Source organism: Ruegeria sp. O11 (assembly GCF_056535285.1).
Window position 1 is genome coordinate 1 of the sequence record NZ_JBQERS010000014.1, and the last position, 26,731, is coordinate 26,731.

At 54.7% G+C, this 26,731-nt stretch carries 22 protein-coding genes and 1 pseudogene; 16 read left to right on the forward strand and 7 right to left on the reverse strand.

What is annotated here, in order from left to right:
- Positions 1 to 185, forward strand: a 185-nt coding sequence (locus tag ACRZ91_RS18625) for a hypothetical protein (protein WP_480907710.1), incomplete at its 5' end; no start/stop codon positions are given.
- A 132-nt stretch (positions 186 to 317) separates the two neighbouring features.
- On the opposite strand, the gene ACRZ91_RS18630 is transcribed toward ACRZ91_RS18625, so the two are convergent.
- The 7 genes from ACRZ91_RS18630 to ACRZ91_RS18660 all read right to left on the reverse strand — a co-directional run bounded on the left by ACRZ91_RS18630 (position 318) and on the right by ACRZ91_RS18660 (position 6,529).
- The gene (locus ACRZ91_RS18630; protein WP_480907712.1) at positions 318 to 2,636 is read right to left on the reverse strand and encodes a caspase family protein; all 2,319 of its coding nucleotides are present in this window, start codon (positions 2,634 to 2,636) and stop codon (positions 318 to 320) included.
- A gap of 16 nt (positions 2,637 to 2,652) precedes the next feature.
- Positions 2,653 to 2,991: a hypothetical protein gene (locus tag ACRZ91_RS18635; RefSeq protein WP_480423537.1), complete on the reverse strand. Its 339-nt coding sequence runs from the start codon at positions 2,989 to 2,991 to the stop codon at positions 2,653 to 2,655.
- A 272-nt stretch (positions 2,992 to 3,263) separates the two neighbouring features.
- Positions 3,264 to 4,538, reverse strand: a complete 1,275-nt coding sequence (locus tag ACRZ91_RS18640; RefSeq protein ID WP_480907714.1) for a DUF4384 domain-containing protein — start codon at positions 4,536 to 4,538, stop codon at positions 3,264 to 3,266.
- A gap of 98 nt (positions 4,539 to 4,636) precedes the next feature.
- A complete protein-coding gene (locus ACRZ91_RS18645; RefSeq protein WP_170472026.1) occupies positions 4,637 to 5,047 on the reverse strand; it encodes an ExbD/TolR family protein in 411 nt (136 codons plus the stop codon).
- Positions 5,044 to 5,478, reverse strand: a complete 435-nt coding sequence (locus ACRZ91_RS18650) for an ExbD/TolR family protein (RefSeq protein WP_170472023.1) — start codon at positions 5,476 to 5,478, stop codon at positions 5,044 to 5,046. The genes ACRZ91_RS18645 and ACRZ91_RS18650 overlap by 4 nt, the downstream gene beginning before the upstream one ends.
- A 10-nt stretch (positions 5,479 to 5,488) precedes the next feature.
- On the reverse strand, positions 5,489 to 6,109 hold the full coding sequence (locus ACRZ91_RS18655) for a MotA/TolQ/ExbB proton channel family protein (protein WP_010443391.1): 621 nt from the start codon (positions 6,107 to 6,109) through the stop codon (positions 5,489 to 5,491).
- Between the two features lie 3 nt (positions 6,110 to 6,112).
- On the reverse strand, positions 6,113 to 6,529 hold the full coding sequence (locus tag ACRZ91_RS18660) for a hypothetical protein (protein ID WP_010443392.1): 417 nt from the start codon (positions 6,527 to 6,529) through the stop codon (positions 6,113 to 6,115).
- A 414-nt stretch (positions 6,530 to 6,943) separates the two neighbouring features.
- Between ACRZ91_RS18660 and tssA the strand changes: the two genes are divergently transcribed.
- From tssA to ACRZ91_RS18735, 15 genes and pseudogenes are all read left to right on the forward strand, one after another.
- Positions 6,944 to 7,981 (forward strand): type VI secretion system protein TssA, encoded by a 1,038-nt coding sequence (gene tssA, locus ACRZ91_RS18665; RefSeq protein WP_480907717.1) that lies wholly within the window; start codon positions 6,944 to 6,946, stop codon positions 7,979 to 7,981.
- A gap of 70 nt (positions 7,982 to 8,051) precedes the next feature.
- Positions 8,052 to 8,567, forward strand: a complete 516-nt coding sequence (gene tssB / locus ACRZ91_RS18670; RefSeq protein WP_010443394.1) for a type VI secretion system contractile sheath small subunit — start codon at positions 8,052 to 8,054, stop codon at positions 8,565 to 8,567.
- 3 nt (positions 8,568 to 8,570) lie between these two features.
- Positions 8,571 to 10,067 (forward strand): type VI secretion system contractile sheath large subunit, encoded by a 1,497-nt coding sequence (gene tssC / locus ACRZ91_RS18675; protein ID WP_010443395.1) that lies wholly within the window; start codon positions 8,571 to 8,573, stop codon positions 10,065 to 10,067.
- Between the two features lie 96 nt (positions 10,068 to 10,163).
- On the forward strand, positions 10,164 to 10,658 hold the full coding sequence (locus ACRZ91_RS18680) for an Hcp family type VI secretion system effector (RefSeq protein WP_010443396.1): 495 nt from the start codon (positions 10,164 to 10,166) through the stop codon (positions 10,656 to 10,658).
- Positions 10,659 to 10,742: 84 nt separating this feature from the next.
- Positions 10,743 to 11,564, forward strand: a complete 822-nt coding sequence (locus ACRZ91_RS18685; RefSeq protein WP_480907719.1) for a type VI secretion system accessory protein TagJ — start codon at positions 10,743 to 10,745, stop codon at positions 11,562 to 11,564.
- Entirely contained in the window at positions 11,557 to 12,051 is a 495-nt protein-coding gene (tssE, locus tag ACRZ91_RS18690) for a type VI secretion system baseplate subunit TssE (RefSeq protein WP_010443398.1), read from the forward strand. The genes ACRZ91_RS18685 and tssE overlap by 8 nt, the downstream gene beginning before the upstream one ends.
- A 4-nt stretch (positions 12,052 to 12,055) precedes the next feature.
- Positions 12,056 to 13,933 (forward strand): type VI secretion system baseplate subunit TssF, encoded by a 1,878-nt coding sequence (gene tssF / locus ACRZ91_RS18695; protein WP_480907721.1) that lies wholly within the window; start codon positions 12,056 to 12,058, stop codon positions 13,931 to 13,933.
- Positions 13,897 to 14,967, forward strand: a complete 1,071-nt coding sequence (gene tssG / locus ACRZ91_RS18700) for a type VI secretion system baseplate subunit TssG (RefSeq protein ID WP_480715673.1) — start codon at positions 13,897 to 13,899, stop codon at positions 14,965 to 14,967. Before tssF ends, tssG begins: the two co-directional genes overlap by 37 nt.
- A gap of 2 nt (positions 14,968 to 14,969) precedes the next feature.
- Positions 14,970 to 17,687, forward strand: a complete 2,718-nt coding sequence (tssH, locus tag ACRZ91_RS18705) for a type VI secretion system ATPase TssH (protein ID WP_480907724.1) — start codon at positions 14,970 to 14,972, stop codon at positions 17,685 to 17,687.
- A gap of 62 nt (positions 17,688 to 17,749) precedes the next feature.
- Positions 17,750 to 18,985 carry a hypothetical protein gene (locus ACRZ91_RS18710; protein WP_170472003.1) on the forward strand — a complete coding sequence of 412 codons (1,236 nt, stop codon included), beginning with the start codon at positions 17,750 to 17,752 and terminating at the stop codon, positions 18,983 to 18,985.
- A gap of 63 nt (positions 18,986 to 19,048) precedes the next feature.
- A complete protein-coding gene (locus tag ACRZ91_RS18715; protein ID WP_170472001.1) occupies positions 19,049 to 19,906 on the forward strand; it encodes an ion transporter in 858 nt (285 codons plus the stop codon).
- Positions 19,899 to 20,396, forward strand: a pseudogene (gene tssB, locus ACRZ91_RS18720) (type VI secretion system contractile sheath small subunit); the annotation flags it as partial. The gene ACRZ91_RS18715 and the pseudogene tssB (ACRZ91_RS18720), both read left to right, overlap by 8 nt.
- Positions 20,397 to 20,969: 573 nt before the next feature.
- Positions 20,970 to 23,951: a type VI secretion system contractile sheath domain-containing protein gene (locus tag ACRZ91_RS18725; RefSeq protein ID WP_480907827.1), complete on the forward strand. Its 2,982-nt coding sequence runs from the start codon at positions 20,970 to 20,972 to the stop codon at positions 23,949 to 23,951.
- 34 nt (positions 23,952 to 23,985) lie between these two features.
- Positions 23,986 to 26,106, forward strand: coding sequence for a type VI secretion system tip protein TssI/VgrG (locus ACRZ91_RS18730; RefSeq protein WP_170471997.1), 2,121 nt, complete (start codon positions 23,986 to 23,988; stop codon positions 26,104 to 26,106).
- An 11-nt stretch (positions 26,107 to 26,117) separates the two neighbouring features.
- Complete coding sequence (locus ACRZ91_RS18735) at positions 26,118 to 26,729, forward strand: DUF6931 family protein (protein ID WP_480609474.1); 612 nt, start codon at positions 26,118 to 26,120, stop codon at positions 26,727 to 26,729.
- Positions 26,730 to 26,731 lie beyond the last annotated feature (2 nt).

Below are 26,731 nucleotides of genomic sequence, written 5' to 3' on the forward strand. Positions count from 1 at the left end.
CTACAATCCGCGACGGCGGCACTCAGCATTGGGCTGGAAAAGCCCGGTCGCCTTCGAACGGAAAGTGGCCTAAACGAGCACCTGGGGCGGCACTAATACGCGACAGGTCCAATCCGTTGCATCCCCCTTCGATCGATTGGATCATGGGGCAGATATGCGAGATCATGAGCTTACATTCGGCCTGACACTTAATTGTATCATGAGCTCACTACATCCATGCCCGACATAGTAGTTCGTGGAATTGGTTGTGTAACCTTTTGGTCGGGTGAGCTTTCCATGGTAAGCAACGAACGTCAGGTCAGAACCAAAACATACCGCTAAAATAAATCGAAACGCACCGGGTTTCTGGCCCAGTACACTCTTGCCGCTAGCAAGAGCCGTTCTTTCGGATCCTCCAGTGCGGCGTAGGGAATGGGCACTCTGTTCAAAGCAGTTGCGTTTTCCAGAGATTTTAGAGTCTGCGCTCCAACCTGGCCGTCTACTTTGATACTTTCACCTAATTCGTTCAGTGCCATCTGGAGAGCACGGTCCAAGGCCTCGCGTGGTACATTGTCCAACTGCGATTGTGCCTGGGCGGCTGCTTCAGTATCTGCCAACAACGCCGCTTTTGCAGCTCTGAGGGCGGCGTCTGCCGGGCCTTTTCCAGAAACCTGACCGTCGAGAATGATATAAGCGCCGTTTGCCCCACCCCAAGCATCGCCCCTTGCAAGTGATACATCATACCACTCCAACGCTTCAGAGCGAGATCGGCCTTCAAGCTGGCCACGCAAGATCATCCGCGCGATGCTGGCCGGGGCAGTTGGGTGACCACCTTCGGAGGCTGCCATGAAATATTGCAATGCCTTGTCATAGTCGACAGGGTTATCGCCGAGGCCAAGCAGTGCGACATAGGCGAGGTTGTCGTAGCCATAGATGTCTTTTCGCAATTCAGACGCCCGGAGATATCGCATGCCTCTCTCCGGTATGTAATGCGCCGAGTCTTCCCGCAGGAAATACAGTCCAAGCTCGTTCATCGAAAATGTGTGTCCAAGTTCAACTGCACGCTCGAGAAGCTCAAACCCACGGCTCTTTTCCTGTTGGGTATCACCTTCTCGTAGCAGCTTCTTCCCAAGGCGGTGCATGGCGTACGGGTCTTGTTCGGCGGTGCCCTGTTCCAGCAGGCTGAGCGCTTGTTGAGGGTCATACGGAATCTTGGTTACACCACGGTCGATCCGTTCCGAGTCGAGTAGCATGGCCAAGGCAAATTTCGCCCGTATGTGGCCAGCTTGTGCCGCCGCAGATATATTGGCATGTGCATCTACCAGTTGCCCGGCGGCCTGTTGCACCCGCCCAAGCTGATATCGAAAACGGGCATTGCCGGGATATTCGGCGACAGCTTTGCCACACGCCTTCAGACCGGCCGGGATGTCCAGTTCGTTTGGAAGGCGAAATACGCCGACACCATTGAGATCAAGTGCATCACCTGCTTCGATGTCACATGCGTTAATGTCTAGCTGCAATGAGACGTCGACGCGTTTGCGTTCCTGATCGGAGGTGACTACTTCAACGCTAAAACTGTCCCGAACGCCATTATTGCTTATCTCGACCGCACGGACATCTGAAATTTCAGGAGAATATGAAATCGAGGCGGTTTGCTGAGTATCTTCCAGTGCGATTACACCCTGTTCAGGGCGTTCGACAATCTGAACATCAGTGATTTCGGTCCCGAGCGCCTGCGACAACGTTTGGATCAGCGGAATGCTTTTGTCGAACTGCTGAACGAGGTCCAGCGACTGGCTGGTTTCGCTCGGAACGGCCTGGGGTTGCTGTTCAACCTGGTGTTGGGCCAGGTAAAAAGGTTTCACCAGCGTAGAGCTTTCCCACGGTATTTGCCGCCCACCCGTCGCCTGGTGGACACGTTCCCGGATGACCGGGAACAATTGTTGGATGTTGTCATATGGAGTGGCCCGTGCAGCTTCTAATACGGCTGAAGTATAGGGGCTGTTCTGGCCGATGTCGCCATCGCTGGCCACGGCACCGGGTGAGGTCGAATATGCGACTAGTGAATTCAAAGGCGTGCTAAAAACATCAAAGCCTGGTCGCGTTTCGAACAGGTTTGCATCAAGATCCGCTGCCAACCTGATATCGCTGAACGGATTGTCTCGGCATGAATCAAGGATCGCTACATGGGCTGAACTTCTGGCGGATAATGTGTCGATAATCCGGTCCAGTGTCATCGTGGCCAAAGGAACGTCGTAGATGCTTTCGAATTTTGCATCGACCGGTAAAAGGTAGTTGCGTCGCCCAATCTGAATGCCATGGCCAGCATAATAAAATAGGACGTTGGCTGAATCAGGAATGTTTAGAACCGCAGTTCGAAGAAGCTCCTCGAATTCTCGCTTTTCAAGATTGTATCCGTCGTAAACCTTAAAGTTGAATTCCCGTAACAGAGCAGCAATGTCTTGCGCATCTTTTTGCGCATTCGCAAGGTCGACGACTTCGGAGTAATCCTGATTACCAATCACAATTGCAATCCGAGGCGCTTCAGTAATCTGCGCTGTGCTCTCAGAACTTGATTGCGCCCAAACAGAGTCGCTTGCCGCAGACAAAGCGACTGTGCCCCCGAAGAGCGCGCCTAGCAGACTACGCTTCAACATGTTTTATATCCCTGCGCTAGTTCCAGCTACCGCCGCCGCCGCCGCCGGTTCCACCGCCGCCGCCACTGCCGCCACCACTGCCGCCATCATTTCCTCCACCGCCATCATTTCCTCCACCGCTATCGCCACCTCCGTCGCCTTGGCGCTCTTCGCCGGAGATCAACGTGCTTTCGGTTGGTGCGGGAGCAGTTTGGACCACTGGGGCCGACACTTGGGTAGGTGTTGGCGAAGCCGCTGAAACAGGTTGTGTTGCGGGGCTTGATGGAACGGTTTGTGTCTCTGCAGTCCACGGCAGTTCGCATCCTGCCAAAATGAACGTACCCGACAATAGTATTGGCAGTGAAACTCGGGCCATAATAGCCTCCCAACTCTCTGAACTAATCAATTTCATCTCCAAGCTTACGCTTGGTAAACTCTCTCTGTCCATTGTTGTTTGCCACACAACCTAGGCCCAGACTGTAATCTGCATCACATCAGAAGTTATGTTGCAATCTTGCCGTGCGAACAGATCCGTGCTTTGCGGTGAAAACGAGTATCCGCGCACCTGCCAAGGCATAGGTTTGTGGCTGATACGAAACGTATCCATCGATGTGTGCCTCAACTAACTCTTATGGAAAAAGACGATGTCTACCGCTCGGTCGTAGTGATGAAGAAGTAAACCCATTCTCCTTTGAAGTTCGGGTTGCTTTTGCGTGCTTCGGCAATTTGTGATTTCAGGAAATTCAGATATCCCTCGGCAGGTTCAACCAACGGTCGATCGTCTTGATACAGCGGTTCCGACGCTGCGAAGGCGACAGCTATTTCCTGCCCATAAGGTGGCCCTATCGTAACAAAGAGGCCTGCGTCACCCGGTTCCGCTGCGCCGATCTGCAAAGCAGCCTTTGCAGGCGTCGGCGCCATTGGAGTTGACACGTTTGGCCTGAGGTGGATCACCTGACCTTCGGCATCGAAATAATCGACATAGACGAAAGCGTCGTAATCCGCCCCGGTCAGGTCCAATATCAGCTGCTGTCCTTTAACATAGTGAAATTCGCGCGCATGAATGTACTTTCCGATGAGAAGCGGATTGGTGATTTGATCTGTAGATTGCGGCAATCCGACATCCGCGATGCCACTGAGCGCACCACATTGTGGGCGAGGTAGGATGTGAAGCTTGTCGTCAACCCGTATGTTGTTTCCCATTTGTGCCTGAAGGGCTGTCAGTACAGGATTGCGCAATCCGTCTTCGGGGATATGACCGATGACCTGCAATGTGTTGGTGTCGGGTTGAAATTGAACTTGCAACCGCGCACACGGGATTTGCGCCAGCAGCCCATCGATTCCATCCCGCAGATTCTGAGCGCTATTCCCGGCGTCTTCGGGTCGCATGAAACTCTGGATCGCCGCCAGAGAGACGGGGTCGATCGGTTCATTGCCCGTGGTTGAAAACACCTCGGACGCGTTGGTGGAAGGGATATCAGGGACTGTCTGCTTTAGGGCGACGGGTTGGGGTCTCACAGGCTGGGCCAGTTCCTGTTTTGGAGGTTTGGGGGGCAAAGCCTGCTCTTGCGGTGAGCTTGAAAGGATCGGATTCGCCTGCAAAGTAGCTGGGACCAACCGAGATGGTGACACTGCTGCGGCTTGTAAGGGCTGAGGCGCGCCGGTGACTTGCTGTATCGGCTTGGCCAAATTTTCAAGCGTTGCCAGAGCATCCGGTTTCGCCTGGGTTGCCGCAAGCGTCTGCTGTGGGAGTTGCTTCGAAGCTGCGGTCGATTGATGTATCGCGCTTTGATCCAGCTGCGCCCCAATTGCATCCGTTGTCGGCGCAGCCTCGACTTCCGGTCGTGCTTCGATAGCCTCGCTTTGTTTGACCTGATGGGCGGACAATTGCATCCGGGTCTCGGGCACGGGCTGCTTCGTCACCGGGTCTGGCTCAACACTCCAAATCAGGGCCAGAGCGCCGCCGACATGAAGGGCAAGCGAGCAGACTAACCCAACCCCCCATATGAACGGCCCCTTGATCACCGTGCAGGCCCGGGAGGTGTCACCACCAGAACTACGTCGCGTGCACCCATCGCCTCGAATTGGGCGATCCGGGGCAGGATGTCGCGTAATGCAGCGTCGCGATGCGCGTTGATCCGGATCAGAATGTCTGGATCGGCCTCCAGTTGGGACTGAATGCGCTGATCAATATCTTGCAGAAATACCTCTTCGCCGTCTAGCGCCATCGTCCCATCGGCCGCTACGGATAACGTGATGCCTCCCGCTGGCATGTCCGCCCCGGTCAGGGCCGTTGGTGGGGTTACATCAAACGGCGCAGTGGCGTCCATGCGGCCGATCAACATAAAAAAGACCAGCAGGAAGAACACCACATCGATCAGGGCGATGATCGTCTCGGGGTGATGGCGACGAGCAGGGCGAGATATCCTCACTGGCGGGCCTCCAGTCGGACCACGCGCATGTTCACGGCCCCAGCGCTTGTGACAATATCCATGACAGTTACAAGCGACTGTAGTCGAGCACCTCCGGTCGGCAGGATGATGACCTGAAGCGCAGGGTTCCGATTAAGGCGGACTGTCAGCAAGCTGATCAGTTCGTCCCGGGTGAAATCCTTACCTTGATGAAAGGGGGAACCGTCTGTTCCGATGCGAATAAGCAGTGTTTCGGATTCAGTCTCGGCTTCGGCTGCCTGCGAGGGGACCGGGCGGTTGGACTGTGCCAGCGCCGGAATCATGTCTAGGTTCAGATAAGTCGACGTGACCATGAAGAACACCAGCAGGATCAACATTACGTCGATCATCGGAACCAGAGAGATCAATGGCCGGGTCGGCTTGCGTCTGTTCAGGCTGATATCGCTGTACATCGAAGCTTCCTTAATGCGCGCCGCGCTCCTCAAGCACCATCAGATTGCCAACAGCGTTCTCTATGGACTGCGCTCCTGCTTCGGCACGTCCGGACAGCAAAGAGGCGCCAATGGCAGCTGGAATGGCGACCAACAACCCGGCAGCGGTCGTCAACAGCGCCTGCCAGATACCACCCGCCAGGACCGAGGCGTTAGCCGCACCCTGCGCCAGCTCCAATTCCTGAAACGACTGAATCATTCCGGTCACCGTGCCTAAAAGCCCCAGCAAAGGTGAGATCATGGCGATCAATTCTAAAACGCGAATCCAGCTGTTCATTACGGCGAATTCCTGATTGCCGCGACGCGTCAGCTCGGCCATCAGGGCAGGTCCTTTGAAGCCATCGATAAGCGCTTGCATGGCATAGGCACAAACACGGTCCGCCGGTGATTTACCTGCGGCGACGGCCTGTTGCGCGGATTTTTTGTCTCCGCCCGACCATTGGACAAAAGCCGCGTCCCGAGCGGGCCCTCCAGCGCGTACCGGCGCGAGCCTGATAACCTTGACCACGATCACTGTCAGCGACAGCAAGGACAGTAGGCCAAGAAGGACGATGATTGGGCCTCCGGTGCCCAGATTTTCCAACCCCGGCATGGTTTATTGCGCCAGATTCGCTGTTGTCTTGCTGTCCAACGCTAATAGCGGGAAGCAATCCACAGGGTTTTCGTTCTGAGGTTTGCACGCGGGCAGGTCGTGTAAAAGCACCTCGGAAATATCTGAGCAATCAATCTCGGGAATCTCAAAGAGCTTTAGAACGGTCCGTTGTACCGGAAGGGGGGCTGCGTCGATGGACAGCAAGCGATCGATCACTCCGTCGCCGTCGAGGATCGCCAGTGACATTTCAAATTCTTCAAAGCTGTTACCGGTCTGGTTGCGAAACAAAAAGAAAGCGCGGCAGCCCCCAGCCTCGCCAGTTTCAAACTTGTTCAACTCAATGGACAGTTTACCTTCGTCAGCCTGCGCCATCATGGCTGCAAGTGTCAGTGCAATGACTGCAAATATCCCTGTTTTCATTTTATTCCCGTTCTCGATTGCCGATTTCTCCTAGTCGTCCGCAGGCGTCGTCTGTGAAGACGGTGTGCCAGGGTCCGTTCGATCGGGTTCGGACCTTCCATGATAATTGCAGCATCGGACTGCATGCGAGAAGAGGAAATTTTAGTCCTCTGCATCTAACTTCGTCTGCGAAACGAAAAAAGCGTGCCTTATCGGCGTAGCGGCCAAACCATGTCGTAAAAAAAACGTATTTATTAGGTTTGACTTTGGGCCTGGTATGGGGCTGATTCATAACAATGACTGCGCATAAAACGCGAAATGTTTGCAAGCTTTGTCATCGTGTGAAGTAGTTCATATCGGTTGTCGGGAATATCACGTTAAGCGGTGCCAACAAACGGACAAGCGGCAGACAACCGCCACGTTATTGGGGAGAGTATGGAACTATCATCTTATCTGGAGCCTAGAAGCGAAGATCAGCCAAGCGGTGAAAACCTGGAATATGATCCGGCATTTACTGATCTTGAGATCGCGGCTCAGCCAGGGGAAGAACGTCAGATGGGCGACGAGGTCGTCGCCGCTGAAGAACAAGATTGGGCTGATGTCGAGGCCAAAGCGCTAGCGGTTATGGAACAGAGCCATGATTTGCGCGCCGCGATCTACCTGGCCGAAGCGGTTTTGCATACAAAGGGTCTTACTGAATTTTCAGCTTCGATAAATTACGTCAGATCTCTGCTGGATGAATTCTGGGATACTTGTCACCCTGAGTTGGACGAAGATGATGGCGACGCGACGATGCGGATCAACGCGGTGCGTGGTCTGGCCTCGACTGAACGTATGGTACGAGCGCTACGTCGCACTGGCTTGACGGAAAGCCGAACTTTCGGACGCATCACCCTACGTCATCTGGATGTTGTCGATGGCAGCATAAACATGCCGGCCGATCTGGACGACATCCCGGACGAAAACAGCGTTGCCGCCGCTTTCAAGGATACTGATGAAGAAACACTTTCCGCCAACGCGGAAGCGGTTGCATCAGCGCTTGAGAATGTAAACTCTATCGATGCTGTCTTTGCTGACAAGACCCCGGGAGAAGGCCCGAATCTGGACCCTTTGATTGACGCATTGAAGAGCATCAAGCAGGCGATGTCCCGTTACGCTGATGTCGGTGACACCGCAGATGACGACGTGGACGAAATGGATGCACCCGCGGCTAAATCAGGATCAGGACCAGCTGCTGCGCCTGCAGGCGGTGGTGCGGTCAACTCGCCCGAAGACGTTACCCGAATGTTGGAACGCATTATGGATTATTATGCGCGCTGCGAACCTTCCAGCCCGCTACCGATTTTGTTGGAACGGGCAAAGCGGCTTGTGAATGCAGATTTTATGACGATTATCGAAGATATGGCCAAAGAAGGTCTGGACGAAGTGCGCCAGATCGGCGGATTGAAAGATGATGATGACGATGGATTTTGATACGTTTCCGGCGATGGCGCTGGAACGTGGATCGAAACAAAAAGCTGACGGATGAGTCGAGGAGCAACAGATGGCTGACAGTTCACAAAAATTCATAGCCCGGAACAGGGCTCCGAGAGTTCAGATCGAATATGATGTCGAGCTTTATGGAGCCGAGAAGAAAGTACAGTTGCCGTTTGTCATGGGCGTCATGAGCGATCTGGCTGGCAAATCCGAGGTCGAGCAGCCCGCCGTTGCGGACCGGAAATTCCTGGAAATTGATGTAGACAATTTCGACGACCGGATGAAATCGATGGCGCCGCGCGCTGCGTTCACGGTGCCCAACACCCTGACAGGCGAAGGCAATCTGGCAGTAGATATCACCTTTGAAAGCATGGATGATTTCAGCCCGGCCGCGATCGCGGCCAAGGTCGAACCGCTGAAAGAGCTGCTGGATGCACGCACACAATTGTCCAACCTCATGACTTATATGGATGGCAAAACCGGGGCCGAGGATCTGATTTCAAAAATTATGCAGGATCCCAGCCTGCTAAAGACACTGGCAGCCCAGCCCAAGCCGGGCAACGACGCTGCTGAGGAGGAGTAAAAGATGGCCGATGAAGAAGCCAAGGTAGAAGCCGCCGAAGGCGCAACCGCATTTGGATCATCCGAGTTCGAAGCTCTGCTGACCAAGGAATTTCGCCCGAAATCGGACCAGGCCAAGACTGCCGTTGAAAGCGCAGTGAAAACACTGGCCGAACAGGCCCTGGCCAACACTGGTCTAATTTCGGACGATGCGCTGCGCTCGATCGAAGGCATCATTGCTGAGATCGACAAGAAGCTGACCGAACAGGTTAACCTGATTTTGCACCATGCCGATTTCCAGCAGATGGAAAGCGCGTGGCGTGGTCTGCACTATCTGGTGAACAACACCGAAACCGACGAGATGCTGAAAATCCGCGTGATGAACATCTCGAAAAAGGACATGCACAAAACTTTGCGCAAGTTCAAAGGTACCGCGTGGGATCAGTCGCCGATCTTCAAGAAGCTCTACGAAGAAGAGTTTGGCCAGTTTGGTGGTGAGCCTTATGGCTCATTGGTTGCAGACTATCATTTCGATCACAGCCCGCAGGATATCGAACTGTTGGGTGAAATGTCGAAGATTGCCGCTGCTGCCCATGCGCCGCTTATCACCGGTGCCAAGCCCAGCCTGTTCCAGATGGACAGCTGGTCAGAATTGGCTAACCCGCGCGACCTGACCAAGATCTTCCAGACCCCGGAATATGCTGCTTGGCGGTCTCTGCGTGAAAGTGAAGATTCCAAATATGTGGGCCTGGCCATGCCGCGCTTCTTGGGGCGTCTGCCTTATGGTTCCAAAACCGAACCGGTCGAGGAGTTCGCCTTTGAGGAAGACACCACCGGTGCGAATAGCGACAGCTATAGCTGGGTGAATGCGGCCTATGGCATGGCGGTAAACATCAATCGGTCTTTCAAGGAATATGGTTGGTGCTCGCGGATCCGCGGTGTGGAAAGCGGCGGTACCGTTGAGGGCCTGCCAGCGCACACCTTCCCGACCGACGACGGTGGCGTTGACATGAAATGCCCAACCGAGATTGCGATTTCGGACCGGCGCGAAGCGGAACTGGCCAAGAATGGCATGATGCCGTTGATCCACCGCAAAAACAGCGACGCTGCCACCTTCATCGGTGCGCAATCGCTGCATAAACCCGCCGAGTATGACGATGCTGACGCGACTGCGAACGCCAATCTGGCTGCTCGTCTGCCATATCTGTTTGCGACCTGCCGGTTTGCTCACTACCTAAAATGCATGGTGCGGGACAAAGTTGGTTCGTTCAAAAGCCGTCAGGATATGGAATCCTGGTTGCAGGACTGGATCAACCAGTATGTTGACTTCAACGCTGATATTTCTGCTGAAGCTGAGAAGGCGCGCAAACCGCTGGCTTCCGCCGAGGTTGTTGTTGAGGACGTAGAAGGGAACCCCGGATACTACACTTCCAAGTTTTTCTTACGCCCACACTACCAGCTTGAGGGGCTATCGGTGTCTCTGCGCCTAGTTTCGAAACTTCCGTCGGAAAAAGCCGGTTAAACCGAAAAAAAAGTGGCGGCGGGTGAAGTGCTTCACTGCCGCCATTTCAAACCTCGAATATCTCAGTGTCATCATTAGCCCTTGAAGGAAGGTAAAATGGAAAACGTATTCATCAAGATGGACTTCCCCGGTGAGGCCAGGGAAAAACAACATACCGATTGGATCGCTTGTAAAGAGATCAGCTGGGAGGTCGCGCGCACCCTGGATATGGGCGACATGGGCACCACCCAGCGTGGTTATGCGAATGCAAATTTCGGCAAAGTCACGCTGAGCACCGAGCTCAGCAAAGCCTCGGCCAAGCTCATGACCTATGTTGCTTCGGGCAAGTCCAACGGCGAGATGACGATTCATCTGTGCCGGTCGGGTGACGATGAGAAGAAAGGTATGGAGCCATATCTGATCTTCACCCTGCGCGACGCTATCGTCGACAGCTATTCGGTTAGTGGGGGCGAAGAATCGATCCCATCAGAACAGTGGACCGTTGCGTATCGCGGCATCTCGATCAAGTACAAGATCGCCGATTTCAAAACCGGCAAACTCAGCGACTGCAACGAGTTCAAGTGGAATCTGGAAACCGGCGACGTCAGCTGATTTTTGGAGAAAAAATTGGCCTTGGCGGTATGTTTTCCGCCAAGGCTGTTTCCTTTTTTAACATCCTGACGACGCGAGGGCTTCATGACGCCGGAAGAACATCTAAGAACAGGCGATCTGACTGCCACGCTAACTGCGTTGCAAGATAAAATCCGCACAAATCCAGCTGATGCTAAGCTCCGGATTTTCCTGTTTCAATTACTTTGCGTCATGGGAGATTGGAAACGCGCGATCACTCAACTGAAGCTGAGCGCGGAAATGGATGAGGCGGCCACAATGATGGCCAAGACCTACCGCGAGGCCATCATTTGCGAAGTGTATCGCGAAAAGGTCTTTGCGGCCGAGAAAACTCCGATGATCTTTGGCGAGCCCGAAGAATGGCTGGCGCATCTGATTGAAGCCCAGAAGTTGACCGCGGGTAGGAACCTTGAACAAGCTGCCGAGATGCGAGCGAAAGCCTTCGACGCGGCCCCCGCAACGTCAGGTACCGTGAATGGCGAAACGTTCGAATGGATCGCGGATGCTGACATGCGTCTGGGTCCGGTGCTGGAGGTTATTGTGAACGGGCGCTATTTCTGGCTCCCGTTTGCTCAGATTGCCCGACTTGAAATCGAGGCACCCAGCGACCTGCGTGACGCCGTCTGGACGGCCTGCACTTTGACTGTTGCCAGTGGTGGAGAAATTGCGGCGTTGATCCCTACCCGATACCCGGGAACGACAGAATACGGAGACGATGCCGCTCGGTTGGCGCGTGCGACAAGTTGGGTCGATGCGGGATCTGATACCTTTACCGGCCTGGGTCAGCGCATACTGACCACGGACAAATCCGATATTGCTTTGTTGGATGTGCGCGAATTGGTACTGAACGTGGCCGCCGGGGCCGGGGAAACGGCCGGAGATGGCTGAGAAGACCCTTGCCGAACGCTTGCAGCCTTCGCTTCTGGATCGGCTGACGGACGACGCGCCGGATCAGAAAAAGGAAGGGCGCGACTCTCGTGTGATCGACGTGGGCCGCCTGAGAGAAATCATTCAGCGTGATCTGTCCTTGTTGCTCAATACCACAGATCAATCCGATCTGATTGACGAAGATACTTATCCCTACGCGTCGAAATCTGTTCTGAATTACGGCATCCGCGAAAGCTCGGGGTCGTTTTCAACACTGCGACAAGCCCAGCGAATCCAACGCTCTATCGCGGATTCGATCGAGGTATTCGAACCTCGTATTATGAAGGGCTCGGTCTCGGTTGATTTGCGGTCCGAAAAAGGATCGGGCGAAATGCACGTAGAATACGATATACGCGCTGTAATGTGGGCTCAGCCGATGCCTTTGGAGCTCTACCTGCGCAGTCGCGTTGATATTACGACCGGCGAAGTCGCGATCGAGCGGAGTTAGTGCGATGGATACCCGCCTGCTCAAACACTACGAAACTGAACTGGCCTTTCTTCGCGAAATGGGGGCAGAGTTCGCTGCCGCTTATCCCAAGATCGCGTCCCGTCTGGGGATGGAAGGGATCGAAGTTGTCGATCCCTATGTAGAACGCCTGCTAGAGGGGAGCGCTTTTCTGGCGGCGCGCGTGCAGTTGGAACTGGAAATGCAGTTCCCGACATTCACGTCGAACCTTCTGGAAATAGTCTATCCACATTATCTGGCCCCGACTCCATCCATGATGATTGCGCAGTTTGAACCGGACGTTGGCAATGCGGCCCTCAAAGAGGGCTATACGATTCCACGTGGTGCGACGTTGCGTTCTTACTTGGCAGAAGGGGAGCAGACCGCGTGTGAATTCAGGACCTCGGCCGACATGACGCTGTGGCCGATTGAGATTACCGAAGCCGAGTACATTGACGGGCGCGGTGAACTGGTCGCAGCAGGTGTGGCCAAGGAAACTGACGCCCGGGCTGGCATCCGGTTGCGTTTGAGACGCACCGACGGCGAACCTATGGCAGAACTGGGTTTGGACGATCTTGTGCTGCATCTGGACACCCAGAGCGGCAAGGCATGGGCGCTTCATGAATTGCTGGCGACTCAATGCGTGGGCCTGACAGGGCGGTCGACAGATCGGCGTGCGGACTGGACCGTTCGCCTAAACCAGGCAGATGTTATCCCCAAAGGGTTCGAGCCTGACGAAGCTTTGCTGCCGACACCGCGCCAATCCTTTGACGGCTATCGTCTGTTGCAGGAATATTTCGCAATGCCCGAACGTTTCCTGTTCGTCGAATTGACCGGCTTGCAACAGGCTTTGAAACAGTCGGCGGGCAGTGATGTTGATATTTATATCCTGCTGCAGGACGGGATGCGCGATGTCGCTCCGGCGGTTACGCCTGCGGCATTTGCGCTGAACACAGTTCCGGCTGTCAATCTGTTTCACCGCCGATGTGACCGGGTTCATATCACGCAAATGGACACCGAGCACCATGTTGTGCCGAACCGGACAGCTGGTTTGGATTATGAGATATTTTCGATTGATCGCGTGACCGGGATTCAGTCCGATGAAGAAGGGGACATTCCTTTCCGCCCGTTCTACAGCGACACCGATCTGACAGCTGCGGGCGATAACCACTCGGCCTATTACACGGTCAAGCGTCGGATGCGGCAACGGAACGAAAAAGAACGGTTGCGCGGAGTTCGCACATCTTATCTGGGCTCTGAAGTGTATCTGACGCTGGTAGATCGGGCTCAGGCTCCTTACCCCGGATCGCTTGACCAGTTGGCGGTTGAGGCGCTGTGCTCGAACCGGGATCTTCCTATGCTGCTTGCGGCGGGAGGGACAGATGTGTTCCATCTGCCAGAAGGTGGGCCAGTAAAATCGGTACGCACACCCGTAACCCCAACTCGACCTCATGCGACGTTGGCTCAGGGGGATGCAGCCTGGAAATTAATCAGCCATTTGAGTCTGAACTATCTTTCGATCTCTGGTGATGGCGCGGAAGGCGGTGCAGGCGCGCTGCGCGAGTTGTTGGGGATCTATGCTCCTCTGGGAAATCGGGTGACCGAAAAACAGTTGGAAGGCGTGGCGTCTGTTACCAGTCGCCCAATCGTGCGTCGGATGAGCGACGAAGTGCTCAGCACAGCCGTGCGCGGTCTGGAGATCACGTTGGGGTTTGATGAAAGCTTTTACGAAGGCACCAGCGTATATGTTCTGGGTGCCGTGCTTGAACGGTTCTTCCGTAAATATACGACGATCAACAGTTTCACGGAAACCGTTCTGAAAACCGAAAGACGAGGAGAGATTGCCAGATGGCGACCAGCAGCCGGCCTGGGCAGGATCATTTGAGCCTGCTTGCCGCGCTGGCGGCAGACCCTGAAAGGCATCATGTCTTTCAGGCACTTCGGGTGATCGAGGCGCATTATTCTGATGCACCGAGGTTGGGCGAATCCCGCCGTCCGCGCGAAGACAAAGTGCGGTTGGGGCAGGATGTGTCACTGGCCTTTCCTCCCAATACTCTAACCCGTTTTGAACCGGCGTCAGAAAACGCACCCGGCAAGCTGAACAACCTATTCTTTGGATTCTTCGGCCCGCAAGGCCCTTTGCCGTTGCACTTGACGGAATTCGCCCGCGACCGGCAACGTAATCACCGCGATCCTACTTTTGTCGCTTTTGCCGACATGCTGACGCACCGAATGATGAGCTTGCTGTACCGCGCATGGTCAGCAGCCGAACCGGCCCCCAGCTTTGATCGTGGGGATGATCCGTTCGAACAGCGGGTGGCTGCTTTGGCCGGTTTTAAAGGGCAGTCGTTCGTAGATCGCGATGCGATGTCGGACATTCTACGCCGATTTTTCGCTGGGCATCTGGGATCGGGCACCAAGACAGCTGAAGGTCTAATCGCGATACTGTCCGACTATTTCGGCGTCGAGGCACACATCCAACAATTTGTAGGATCCTGGTTGGAACTTGAGCCCGATGATACCTGGCAACTGGGTGGGCCCGCTCGTCTGGGACAGTCAACCAGCATCGGGAGCCGGGTTTGGTCTCGGTCGGCCAAATTTCGAATCCGGATAGGGCCGGTTTCACTAGAAGACTACAAACGCCTGCTTCCCGGCGGCCTGTCGCAGCAGCGGTTAGAGGCGATCCTACGCACCTATGTCGGCGACACTCTGGATTGGGAGATCAATCTGGTTCTGGCCGGTGACGAAGTGCCCCGCGCATCGCTGGGCGGCACGACGCAGCTGGGTCACACAAGCTGGATCAAAAGCCGCAATGAAGCGGACACAACCCAGCCGGATGCAGATGATCTGATTCTGTACCCCGGCTACACGACACAAGAATTCGAGGCCAAAGAACTGGCACCCAACGAGAGGTATTGAATATGACGGAAATCAGCCGTGTTTCGCTTTTCGGCAAGCTAAACAAGCTGGGCTATCAAGCGATCGAAGGGGCCACTGTATTTTGCAAGATGCGCGGCAATCCTTATGTCGAGATCCAGCATTGGTTGCATCAAATCCTTAATGGCCAAGACAGCGACATTCACCGGATCATCCAGCACTATGATCTGGATCCGGGCAAGATCGCGTCGGAACTGACCCGCAGTCTGGATATGCTGCCGCGCGGGGCGTCCTCGATCTCGGACCTCTCCGACCATCTAATGGATGCGATGGAACGCGGCTGGGTCTGGGGTTCGCTTTTATACTCCGATAGCAAAGTACGCACGGGTTATCTGATTTTGGGCATGCTCAAGACGCCCGCGCTGCGCAATATTCTGGGCAGTATGTCGCCCGAGCTTGCGAAGATAGGCGCGGATGATCTGGCCGACAGCTTTGCTGAGGCCACAGATGGTTCTCCTGAGGATACGTTGGGCGCACAGGATGGTTCCAATGTTGGGGGCGGGGCCGAACCTGGTGAGGCCAGCAGTGCGATGGCACCCGGCGCGATGGGTAAAGGTGAGGCGTTGGAGCAGTTCTGCACTGACCTGACCGAACAGGCGCGCAACGGCGAGATCGATCCGATTGTGGGTCGCGATGAGGAAATCCGTCAGATCGTCGATGTGTTAATGCGGCGCCGTCAGAACAACCCAATTTTAACTGGTGAGGCTGGCGTCGGTAAAACGGCGGTGGTTGAAGGGTTTGCGCTGCGGATTGCACGTGGTGACGTGCCACCGGCATTGAAGGATGTGCGCTTACTGGTGTTGGATGTGGGCCTCTTACAGGCCGGGGCCTCGATGAAGGGAGAGTTCGAAAACCGCCTGCGTCAGGTGATTGACGAGGTGCAGGCCAGCCCGGCGCCGATCGTAATGTTTGTTGATGAAACGCATACATTGGTTGGTGCTGGTGGTGCCGCAGGGACAGGAGATGCGGCCAACCTTCTGAAACCAGCGCTCGCGCGTGGTACATTGCGTACAATCGGCGCGACTACATGGGCTGAGTACAAGAAATACATTGAGAAAGACCCGGCCCTGACCCGGCGTTTTCAGGTCGTGCATGTTGAAGAGCCAGATATTCCAAAAGCTGTGCTGATGATGCGCGGTATCGCCTCGATGCTGGAGAAACACCATCGTGTGCAAGTTCTGGACGAAGGGATCGAGGCGGCGGTGACGCTATCGGCTCGCTACATCCCCGCGCGTCAGTTACCCGACAAATCAGTCAGCCTTCTGGACACCGCCTGTGCCCGCGTTGCGGTATCCCAGCACGCGGTTCCGGCGGAAGTCGACGATAGCCAAAGGCGGATCGAGGCATTGACGACCGAGTTAGAGATCATCGAGCGGGATGAGACAGCAGGGTATGACGTAGCCGAGCGGCGCGAAGCGGTGAATGCCGCGAAAGTGGCTGAGGAAGCGCGACTGGCAGAATTGACTGGACGTTGGGACGCCGAGAAAAAGGTGGTCGAAGAAATTCTCGACCTGCGTGCCAAGCTGCGCGAGGGTGGTCAGGAGGTTGAAGGAACTGGAACAGCCGAGGGTGAAGCCGCGACCGATGAAGCCCCGGATACGCAACCCGTCGACCGGGAGGCACTGCTGGCCGAATTGAAGGCCAAGAATGCAGAACTGGAAAAGTTACAAGGCGATATCCCCCTGATCCTGCCCATCGTCGATCATCAGGCGGTGGCCAGCGTCGTCGGTGACTGGACAGGTATCCCCGTCGGCCGCATGGTCAAAGACGAAATCGAGACCATCCTGAATCTCGAAGAGCGCCTGGCCAAGCGTGTGATCGGTCAGGACCATGCGATGAAGATGATCGCCAAGCGGGTTCAAACCAGCCGTGCGGGACTGGACAATCCGAACAAACCGATCGGTGTGTTCATGCTCGCAGGTACCAGTGGTGTTGGCAAAACGGAAACCGCGCTGGCACTGGCCGAGGTTTTGTATGGTGGCGAACAGAACGTCATTACGATCAACATGTCCGAATATCAGGAAGCTCATACCGTCAGCAGTTTGAAAGGCGCACCTCCAGGTTATGTCGGCTACGGCGAAGGCGGTGTGCTGACCGAAGCGGTAAGACGCAAACCGTATTCGGTAGTTCTGTTGGATGAGGTCGAAAAGGCGCATCCTGATGTACACGAAATTTTCTTTCAGGTCTTCGACAAGGGCGTGATGGAAGATGGCGAGGGTCGCGTAATTGATTTCAAGAATACTTTGATTCTGCTGACTTCGAATGTCGGGACCGAGATGATCATGGATATGTGTGCGGACCCCGACTTGATGCCCGACCCCGAGGGGATGGCCAAAGCGCTGCGTGATCCGCTGCTCAAAGTTTTCCCGCCCGCGCTTTTGGGACGTTTGGTCACGATCCCCTACTACCCGCTGAGCCCTGAAATGTTGGGCGAGATCACCAAACTGCAACTGGGCCGGATCAAAAAACGTGTTCAGGACGCTCATGGCGTGCCCTTCGAATACTCTGACACAGTGGTCGAAGAGATCGTCAATCGTTGCCAGGAATTGGACAGCGGAGGCCGCATGATCGACGCGATTGTGACCAATACGATGCTGCCTGATATCTCGGCTGAGTTCCTTCGTCGTATGATGGAAGGGCACGAAGTTTCAAAAGTGGTGATCGAGGTCACAGACGGCGAATTCACTTATGGGTTTGACTGACAAAGGCCGCCATTCGGACGGATCATAACTCAATAGATTATCGCCAGTGGAGGAGTCCCAAGATGGCAAAGACAACAGTTACCAAGCACAAGTTTTACGTCGTCGATCTGATCCGGTCGAAGCCAAAGCTTGAATACATCGAAATCCCAAAATACCGGGTTGATGTAGAATTCGAGATCACGAAATCGGGTAAGCTGAAAAAGCCCGCACCGGTACCCTCAACCGCGCTGAAACGTCTGGAAGATGCCGGCATGAAGGTGCTGGACGACTACGAAAAGACGATCACTCAAGAGGCTGTCCGGCTCGACAAAAAAGTCGGGGAGTTGATGAAGACGCCTGGGAAAAAATCCCAGGACGAGGCGGAAAAGCTGATCCAGGGCGTCAATCAGTCGATCAAGAATGCCATGGCCTCCGCCGAAGGTGCGGCCAAGGTGGCGATCGAAAAGAAGCTGAAAGACGAAGCGAACAAAGACAAGCTGCTGAAAGAGGCGCGCATAAAAACCACGGTGAAGGTAACCATGGGCGTCATCAAGATCAGTGGCGCAGTCGCGAGGTTGGTGGCATCTTCGGGCGCAGATGCGATGGCCTACAAGACCATTGCCAAGCAAGTGTATTCTCTGGGCAAGGAGCTTCAGCAACAGCTCAAGGGTGAGGAAAAGCTGCGCAAGGACCTGTATAAGGCAATCCAGAATTACATGAAATTGCGTGAATCTGTCATCATGCAGGCGGCCGAGCGACAAGGTATCACGGATACATCCGGTATTTCGCCGAAAAAGCCGTTGGAGGCGATTAAGAAATTCACCGCCAAAGCTATTGCGATGGGTGAGGAAGTTACAAAGGGCAAAGACCCCAAGACCATCGCCAAGAATATGCTGGATTTCGCAGCGAAAGCGGTGAAAGGCAAGGCGGAGGACGCAAAGAAGGCACGCGAGAAATACCGCGAACATACGACGAAGACACGTCATAAAGTGGATGATCTGGGCGCTTCGGCAGACAAATTGATGAAGGCGGCCAGAGGCTCCAAGACCCTCAAAGAGGGGATCAAGTTGGGCGCTGAATGTATGAACGTCAAACGCTCGGCCAGTGAACTTTCAAAGAAGCTGGAAGATCGCGAGAATTTCCTAAATGATATGAACGCGTTGATGGAAGGCAATGGACTGAAAGTGGACGACACCGCGATCATCGACAAGATCAAGGCGTTGGATAAGAAAACCATCGCAACGGAAGCCAAGAACATGTTCACCAACATCAAGACCGTGAAAGGTATGATCGACAACATCAGCGACGCTGTAGGTTGATCGAACCCTGACATGTTGGGCGCGCCACTTGTGCGCCCAACAGATGCTAGACGACAGGAGGCCATGTTGGATACCGGTATCGAGAAGAGCGAAACGCTCCGCGACACCGTGCGTGCATTTGTTGAACGCAAGGCTGTGACCAACACCATTCTTGGCGTGATCATTTTCAATGCGATCACGCTGGGATTGTCGACTTCGGCGTCCATACAGGCCAGTGTTGGCCATCTCCTGACCACGTTTGACAGCATCGTCCTAGGTATTTTCGTGGCCGAGTTGCTGCTGAAATTTTATGCTTACCGGCTGAGTTTCTTCAGAAATGCATGGAACATCTTTGATCTTGTGGTCGTAACACTGGGCCTGTTGCCCAATCGCGATGGCCTTTCAGCCTTGCGAGGGCTGCGGGTCATTCGCGCCATGCGCCTTTTGTCAGTCATTCCACAGATGCGGGCTGTGGTACAGGCCTTGCTTGATGCGTTGCCGGGCATGGGCGCAGTGATCATCATGATTTCGATCGTGTTCTATGTCTTTGCTGTCATGGCTACGCTGATGTATGGCCCCGATTTTCCCGAATGGTTCGGCACGCTGGGCCGGTCTTTGTATTCGCTGTTCCAGATCATGACGCTGGAAAGCTGGTCGATGGGCATCGTGCGTCCCGTGATGGAAACACATCCAACTGCGTGGTTATTCTTTGTCCCATTTATCGTCATAACTGCGTTCTCAGTGTTGAACCTGTTCATTGGTTTACTGGTCAATACGATGCAGTCAGCGGTCGAAGACGAGTCAGTTGAAGAGTTTTCGCATCTTCGTGAACTGGTACGCAGCGAAACGGACATTGTTGATGATCGCGTTAAGGAACTGCTTGTCGAAGTGAAAGCATTGCGTCGCGAGGTTGCGGAGTTGAAAGGGCAGGGCGATGGCTAACAGTTCTCAGAAGTTCATTGCACGCAACAGGGCGCCGCGGGTTCAGATCGAATACGATGTCGAATTGTACGGGGCCGAGAAAAAGGTTCAGCTACCGTTCGTGATGGGAGTTCTGAGTGATCTGTCCGGGAAGTCCAAGGCCGAAGCCGTCTCGATTTCCGACCGCAAATTTCTCGAGATCGACGTCGACAACTTCGATGACCGCATGAAGGCGATGGCTCCTCGTGTTGCATTTTCGGTGCCCAATACTCTGACAGGTGATGGCAATCTGTCGGTGGACCTGACATTTGAGAAGATGGGTGATTTCAACCCGGCCCAGATCGCGGCCAAGATTGAACCGCTGCAGAAACTACTGGACGCGCGCACTCAGCTAGCCACGCTCATGGCCTATATGGACGGCAAGGCCGGAGCCGAGGCGTTGATCGAAAAGATTCTGGCCGATCCTGGACTGTTGGCGACGCTGGCAAGCGGCCCGGTTGAAGATCCTGACCCAGCGTCGACACTGGATGCATTGCGGGAGTTGGCCCCCGAGGACGCTCCCGAGGATCACTCAATGGCCGAGGCATTGGCGACGCTGCCCCAAACTGAGGTCGTCGAACATCCGGATGAGACGTCAGACGTCTTATCGAACCTATCTGTCAATGCTCCCGAAGACCCGCCTGAGGATACGTCCCTGGTCGATGCTTTGGCTTCATTACCGGAAGCGATTGCAAGCGACGACGAAACCGACATGACCGCTGGCGTGCTGTCTGATCTGGCAGGTGCAACCCCCGAAGAGGCCGTAGAAGATACTTCGGTTGAAGACGCCTTGTCTTCAGTTCCAGACATGGCAGAAGACGAGGCGCAAGATGAGGCAGCAGGCATTTTGTCCGACCTCGCAGATCAGGCCTCAGATGCTGTTGCCGAGGACAATTCCCTTGAAGAGGCGCTATCGTCCCTCCCAGAGACAGAAGAAGCAACCGAAACCGATTATTCCGAAATCCTGTCTGACCTTGCCGAAGCAGAGCCGGAGGTCGAGTCTGAAGACAGTGGTGTTGATGATCTGCTTGGTGAACTTGCCGAAATGGCGCCGGTTGAGGACACCGCCGAGGATAGTTTAGCCAGCGATGCTCTGGCGTCGCTGCCTGATGTTGTCGAAGCCGAGGACATCGACGACAGCAGTGACATCCTGTCCGATCTCGCTGATGTTGCGCCAGATGATGCCCTGGATGACAGCACTGTAGATGGCCTGCTGAGCGACCTCGCGGATTTGGCACCGGATGACGAAGCGCTTGAGGATACCTCCTCAGCAGACGCGTTGGCCTCGCTACCGGTCATTGAAGAGGCCGATGACGACGACGAGAGTGATGACATACTATCCGACCTTGCCGACGCTGCGCCCGAGGAGGACACTGAAGACAGCAGCATCGATGATCTTTTGGGCGATATTGCCGAAATGGCACCAGAGGACATGGATCAGGATGATGAAGCGGATGATATCCTTGCAGCAATTCCGGATCTCGATAGCGCGGATGACGCAGAAGATTTAGATGATGTTCTTGGCGATCTGGCAGAGAACGTTCCCGAGCAAAGTGCGGATGACGGTGACGATCTGGATGCTTTACTAGGCGATTTGTCAGACAGCGCGACCGAGGAGGAGACCTCGGATGAGGTTGAACTGGACGATCTGCTCGGAGACCTGGCCTTGGATGATGAGGGTTCCGAGGCTACTGCGGAGGAAGCAGACGGGGACGATTTGGACCTCGATGATATTTTCGAAGATGACTCGTCAGACGATAACAGTCCCGTATCAGAAGGCGATACCGACGACCTCGATCTCGACGACCTGCTAGACAGCGACGCGACCGAAGGAAAAGACGCTGGGGATACTTCTGAGGCGGACCTCGACGACTTGGATCTGGACAGCCTGCTTGGCGATGACGACACGACCGGCGAAGCAGAAGAAGCTGAAGGCACTGAGACCGATCAGGACGATTTGGATATAGACAGTCTGCTGGACGACACGGATGAAGAAGATCCTGTGCCTGATGAGCTGGATGACCTCGATCTGGACGATCTGCTAAGCAGCGAAGCGTCTGAGGATGATGACGCGGCGGATATATCCGAGGAAGACCTCGACGATTTGGATTTGGACGATCTGTTCAACGAGGATGACTCCTCCGATGACGCAGATGACTTTGATTTGGACGATCTGCTGTCGGACGATGACGAATCCGAGGGCACCGATAACGAGGTCGCTTCGGAAGGGGCCAAACCGGATGGGGAACCGATGCTCGCTTTTGGTCGGATGAGCGCCGACAGGCCCGATCCTGAACGCTTGAAGCGTAGCCGTTTTCGTATAGCAGTTTTTGGCGATTTCTCGGGCCGTTCTGCGAGGGGCCAGATGGAGACGGGGGACGCTTTGGCCGCGCGCAAACCGATCCTGCTGGATCCGGATACGATTGAGGATGTGATCGCCGGCTTCGCCACCACACTTGTGCTGCCCATCGGGAAGGATGGCGCAGGGATTGAGGTGAAACTGAATGAGCTCGACGACCTGCATCCCGATGAGCTGTACGAAAATGTTGAGCTTTTTGAGGGTCTGGCGGGCCTGAAAGGCCAATTGAGTTCCGGAGCAACGACGGATCACGCGGCAAAACAGCTGACCGCATGGGGAGAGGAATTTGGCCAGGCTGTGGTTCCACCGCGCAAGTCTTCGGGTGGCAACACCGTACGAGCTGATCTGAAACTGAGCGATTTTCAGAAGCTGATCGGTGATACCGGCGATGAATTGGCGCAACCCTCTCCGGTGGACGATCTGTTGAAGCGCGTGGTTGGGCCGCATATCCACAAACTACCCAGTCCCGATGTCGCAGCAATGCAGACTGCGGTAGATGACGCGCTAAGTACGGCGATGCGGCTGGTTCTGCACCACCCGGAGTTCCAGTCGGTAGAAGCGCAATGGCGCAGTCTGGATCTGATCGCGCGCAGTGTAGAGGACGACGATACGCTGGATGTGATCCTCTACGATGTTTCCGCCGAAGAAATCGCCGCCGATCTGGCCGCCGAAGAGAATCTGGCCCAAACCGGACTTGTACGATTGTTGACCGAAGAGCCGCTAGATGAAGAGAACGGACGTGGAGGATATTCCGCGCTGATCGGTCTTTATACTTTCGAGGAAACACCGCCTCATGCAGAACTTCTCGGGCGCGTGGGCCGGGTTGCTGCACATGTGGATGCGCCCTTTATCAGCGCTATTACACCCGCCTATCTGGACATCAAGAAAGACGACCGCCACCCATTGGTGGTCAAGGCTTGGGACACGTTTCGCATGATGCCTGAAGCCGGGCACGTAGGGCTTGCATCGCCACGCTTTCTGCTACGTCGGCCATACGGGGCCAAGTCCGAACCAATCTATGAGTTTGAATTCGAGGAATTCACCGAGGCTGAAGGATTGCGCGGAATGCTCTGGGCCAATCCAGCGGTGCTGGTGACGATCTTACTTGCACGGTCTTTCAAGCAGAATGGCAAAGCGATGAATTTGGGTTCAGTCATGAGCCTTGGTGGAATGCCTTATCATTTCGTAAACGACCGCTATGGCGATCAGGTGGCTCTGCCCTGCACCGAGCGCAATATCAGTTTGGACAAGCACGAACATTCGGTTCAGCGCGGTTATATGCCCCTGCTGTCTGTCAAAGGGCGGGATGAGATCAGGCTGGGATCCTTCAATTCGGTCGCGGGTCAGGAGCTGCTAGGGCCGTGGTCAGGCGTCCCGGCTCCGGCGCCATCACCGGATGTGCCGGATGAGCCCGAGGCGGAAGAGGCGGCCTCGGACGATGAGTTTGATATCGATGATCTGGGTCTGGACGATGATTCCGATCCAGATCTGGCCCTTGACGATGACGACACATCGGATCTGGATGACGATGACTTCGACCTGGATCTTGAGGACGATGACTCTGGCGGTCTGGATGATTTTCTCTCGGCATTTGATGATGATGCCGGGGATGACGGGGATGAAGATGAAATGGACCCGGAACTGGCGGCTCTGCTGGCCGATCTGTAACGGCGTGTCGAACGAGATTTGGAAGGAATGGTAAATGGCGGAAAGTCTTCAAAGTAAAGAGTGGCCCCTTCGGATCACCGGTTCATATCCATACAAGGGTAGTGACGACAAAGACGATCTGGTCCTCAGGCGCGCCATCGTGACCGAAGAGCTGGGAACACTAACCGAGATTCAGGTCGAATTCATGTCGGAGAAGACGACGATTGAACTGGACAAGCTGTTGGGAAAGGTGATGACGATTCACCTGGCCGCAGAGGACGGGGCAAAACGCAAATTCACCGGTACCATCGTTCGGGTAGAGCGTCTGGCCCTGCGAGACGGGTTGGTGCAGTTCTTGGCCGAGCTGCGCCCGTGGTTCTGGTTGCTGACACAGAGAACCAATAGTCGAATTTTTCAGGATATGTCGGTCGTCGAGATTTTTGAGAAGATTTTCAAAGAAGATCACAATATCTCGGATTACAAAAAGAGCCTGACCAACACACACCCCAAGCGTGAATACTGCGTTCAATACCGAGAAACCGATTTTGATTTCATCTCGCGTTTGATGCAGGAAGAAGGGATATATTATTACTTCGATTGTTCGGACGCCGACGGTAAAAACGAAAAGCTGGTTCTGTGTGATAGCCCTTCTGCGCATACGCCAATAACAGGAGAGCCCAAGGTAGAGTTTCGTGGCGGTGACGATTATGAACAGCGTCTGGGGGACTTTATTACAGAATGGGCTGCATCTGAATCGATCAGATCGGGTGTTGTGTCGCTCGGGGATTTTGATTTTGAAAAGCCCTCGGCATCTTTGGACGCCCGTTCGAAAACGGGCACAAAGCCGGGCCATTCCTTCAAAGAGGACTTGGAGTTGTACGACACGCCCGGGCATTACAAGGAAACTGGGCTGGGTAATACCAGAGCAAAAGTGCGTATGACTGCACAGGATGCATTGTTTTCTCGACGCCGGGCACGGGCTTCGGTTCGATCGCTGGAAACAGGCCGGAAATTCACGCTCAAAGACCATCCGGACAAAGAGCAGAACGGGGAGTATTTGATAACAAGTGCCAAGTATTTCCTCCAGACCACCGAAGGATACGGATTTGAGAAGAAGGATAAAGATCTGGACACTGGCGCGCTGGAGTTTCCAGAAGACAACAGCGAAATGTTCATGGTCGAGTTCGAGGCTCAGCCCGCCAAGACCGAATTCAAATCCCTTTGTACCATTCCCTGGCCCGAGATATCGGGTCTGCATACTGCCATTGTGACCGGCAAATCCGGAGAGGAGATCTGGACTGATAAATACGGTCGCATCAAAGTTCAGTTTCACTGGGACCGCGAGGGTAAAAAGGACGAAAAAACAACCTGCTGGGTTCGTGTGGTGACCCCGTGGTCAGGTAAGAACTGGGGCATGGTCCATATACCGCGGATAGGACAGGAGGTTGTCATTCAGTTCGAAGAGGGCGATCCGGACCGTCCGATTTGTACCGGTATGCTGTATAACGCGGAAACCATGCCGCCGTACAAGCTGCCGGATAATCAAACTCAATCTGGGATAAAAACGCGGTCTACCAAAGGTGGCGCCACCAATACGTTCAACGAACTGATGTTCGAGGACAAAAAGGACGCGGAACTGGTGCGCTTTCAGGCACAGAAGGATCATGAAAAGCTGGTCAAGAACAAGTCCACAATCACCATTGGCTACGATGAGTTGGACACGGGCGGGAATGGCGGTGATGGTTGTCTGAGCCAAGTGGTTAAGCAGAACGTTGACGAAACGATCAAGAAAGGGGATCACACCTTTACGATCGAAACGGGCAGCCAGACCATCGGGATCAAGACTGACCAGACCGAGACTATTGAGGGTAAATCCACCCGGACGGTCACAGGGAATGTCGCTGAAACCGTAAAGACGGGTAACAAGACAACCACCGTGAATACCGGCAACATTCAGGTCGATGCGAAATCCGGTAAGATCACGATGACCGCTATGCAGTCGATTGAACTGAAAGTGGGCGGGTCATCGATCAAACTGGATCCGACAAGCATTACAATCAAGAGTACGATGATCAAGGTTCAGGCGAATGCCAAACTGGATGCAAAGAGCCCGATGACGACTGTAAACGGCGATGCCATGCTGACCCTCAAGGGCGGCCTGACGATGATCAACTAGGGGGCTGACCGATGAGTGAACGATTTGCAGATATGGTCAAGGTCCCGCAGGTGCCCGCCGCCCGGATGTTGGCCGACGCCAACGCGCGGCTCAGTGTTGAACTTGATGCCCCGGCCAGCGCTGCATTGGATGTTGTTCTGGCTGAATTGGATAAAAAGGAAGCCTACATTGATGTACTGCGTCTGTTGGGTGTTGCGCTGCCGCCACGTGAGCGCGTGTGGTGGTCTTGCCTGGCCGCACGCGATTACATCGGCAAAGCGCCGGACAACAATACCCGCGCTTTAGCTGCATCCGAGGAATGGGTGTTTCGCCCAACGCCCGAAAACCGGCAAAAAGCGGGGGAAACCATTGATCTGGCTGACCCGGATGACGAAACCGTGAATTGTGCCATCGGCGTGCTCTATTCAGATGGCACGCTGGGAACCGGTGATCTGGCGACAATGCCAGCCCCGCTCGGGGCGGCGGAAATCGTGGCCTTTGCAATGAATGTTGTTGCGATGGACAATCACGAAGGCGATTTTGATGCCTACCTACAGTTGCTGATTGATCGCGGCGTCGATATTGCTCGGGGTGGGAATGGTAATCTGGACCGCGACGGTGCCGGTCCAGGGACGGAGGAATAAAC

Bases quoted from the DNA above. Each gene is read 5' to 3' on its own strand.
- ACRZ91_RS18680 (WP_010443396.1), top strand. From the start codon at position 10,164: ATGGAAAACGTATTCATCAAGATGGACTTCCCCGGTGAGGCCAGGGAA.
- tssA (WP_480907717.1), top strand. From the start codon at position 6,944: ATGGAACTATCATCTTATCTGGAGCCTAGAAGCGAAGATCAGCCAAGC.
- ACRZ91_RS18655 (WP_010443391.1), bottom strand. From the start codon at position 6,109: ATGCCGGGGTTGGAAAATCTGGGCACCGGAGGCCCAATCATCGTCCTT.
- tssB (WP_010443394.1), top strand. From the start codon at position 8,052: ATGGCTGACAGTTCACAAAAATTCATAGCCCGGAACAGGGCTCCGAGA.
- tssH (WP_480907724.1), top strand. From the start codon at position 14,970: ATGACGGAAATCAGCCGTGTTTCGCTTTTCGGCAAGCTAAACAAGCTG.
- ACRZ91_RS18630 (WP_480907712.1), bottom strand. From the start codon at position 2,636: ATGTTGAAGCGTAGTCTGCTAGGCGCGCTCTTCGGGGGCACAGTCGCT.
- ACRZ91_RS18715 (WP_170472001.1), top strand. From the start codon at position 19,049: ATGTTGGATACCGGTATCGAGAAGAGCGAAACGCTCCGCGACACCGTG.
- ACRZ91_RS18725 (WP_480907827.1), top strand. From the start codon at position 20,970: ATGGCGCCGGTTGAGGACACCGCCGAGGATAGTTTAGCCAGCGATGCT.
- ACRZ91_RS18660 (WP_010443392.1), bottom strand. From the start codon at position 6,529: ATGAAAACAGGGATATTTGCAGTCATTGCACTGACACTTGCAGCCATG.
- tssG (WP_480715673.1), top strand. From the start codon at position 13,897: ATGGCGACCAGCAGCCGGCCTGGGCAGGATCATTTGAGCCTGCTTGCC.
- tssE (WP_010443398.1), top strand. From the start codon at position 11,557: ATGGCTGAGAAGACCCTTGCCGAACGCTTGCAGCCTTCGCTTCTGGAT.
- ACRZ91_RS18730 (WP_170471997.1), top strand. From the start codon at position 23,986: ATGGCGGAAAGTCTTCAAAGTAAAGAGTGGCCCCTTCGGATCACCGGT.
- ACRZ91_RS18635 (WP_480423537.1), bottom strand. From the start codon at position 2,991: ATGGCCCGAGTTTCACTGCCAATACTATTGTCGGGTACGTTCATTTTG.
- tssF (WP_480907721.1), top strand. From the start codon at position 12,056: ATGGATACCCGCCTGCTCAAACACTACGAAACTGAACTGGCCTTTCTT.
- tssC (WP_010443395.1), top strand. From the start codon at position 8,571: ATGGCCGATGAAGAAGCCAAGGTAGAAGCCGCCGAAGGCGCAACCGCA.
- ACRZ91_RS18650 (WP_170472023.1), bottom strand. From the start codon at position 5,478: ATGTACAGCGATATCAGCCTGAACAGACGCAAGCCGACCCGGCCATTG.
- ACRZ91_RS18685 (WP_480907719.1), top strand. From the start codon at position 10,743: ATGACGCCGGAAGAACATCTAAGAACAGGCGATCTGACTGCCACGCTA.
- ACRZ91_RS18710 (WP_170472003.1), top strand. From the start codon at position 17,750: ATGGCAAAGACAACAGTTACCAAGCACAAGTTTTACGTCGTCGATCTG.
- ACRZ91_RS18735 (WP_480609474.1), top strand. From the start codon at position 26,118: ATGAGTGAACGATTTGCAGATATGGTCAAGGTCCCGCAGGTGCCCGCC.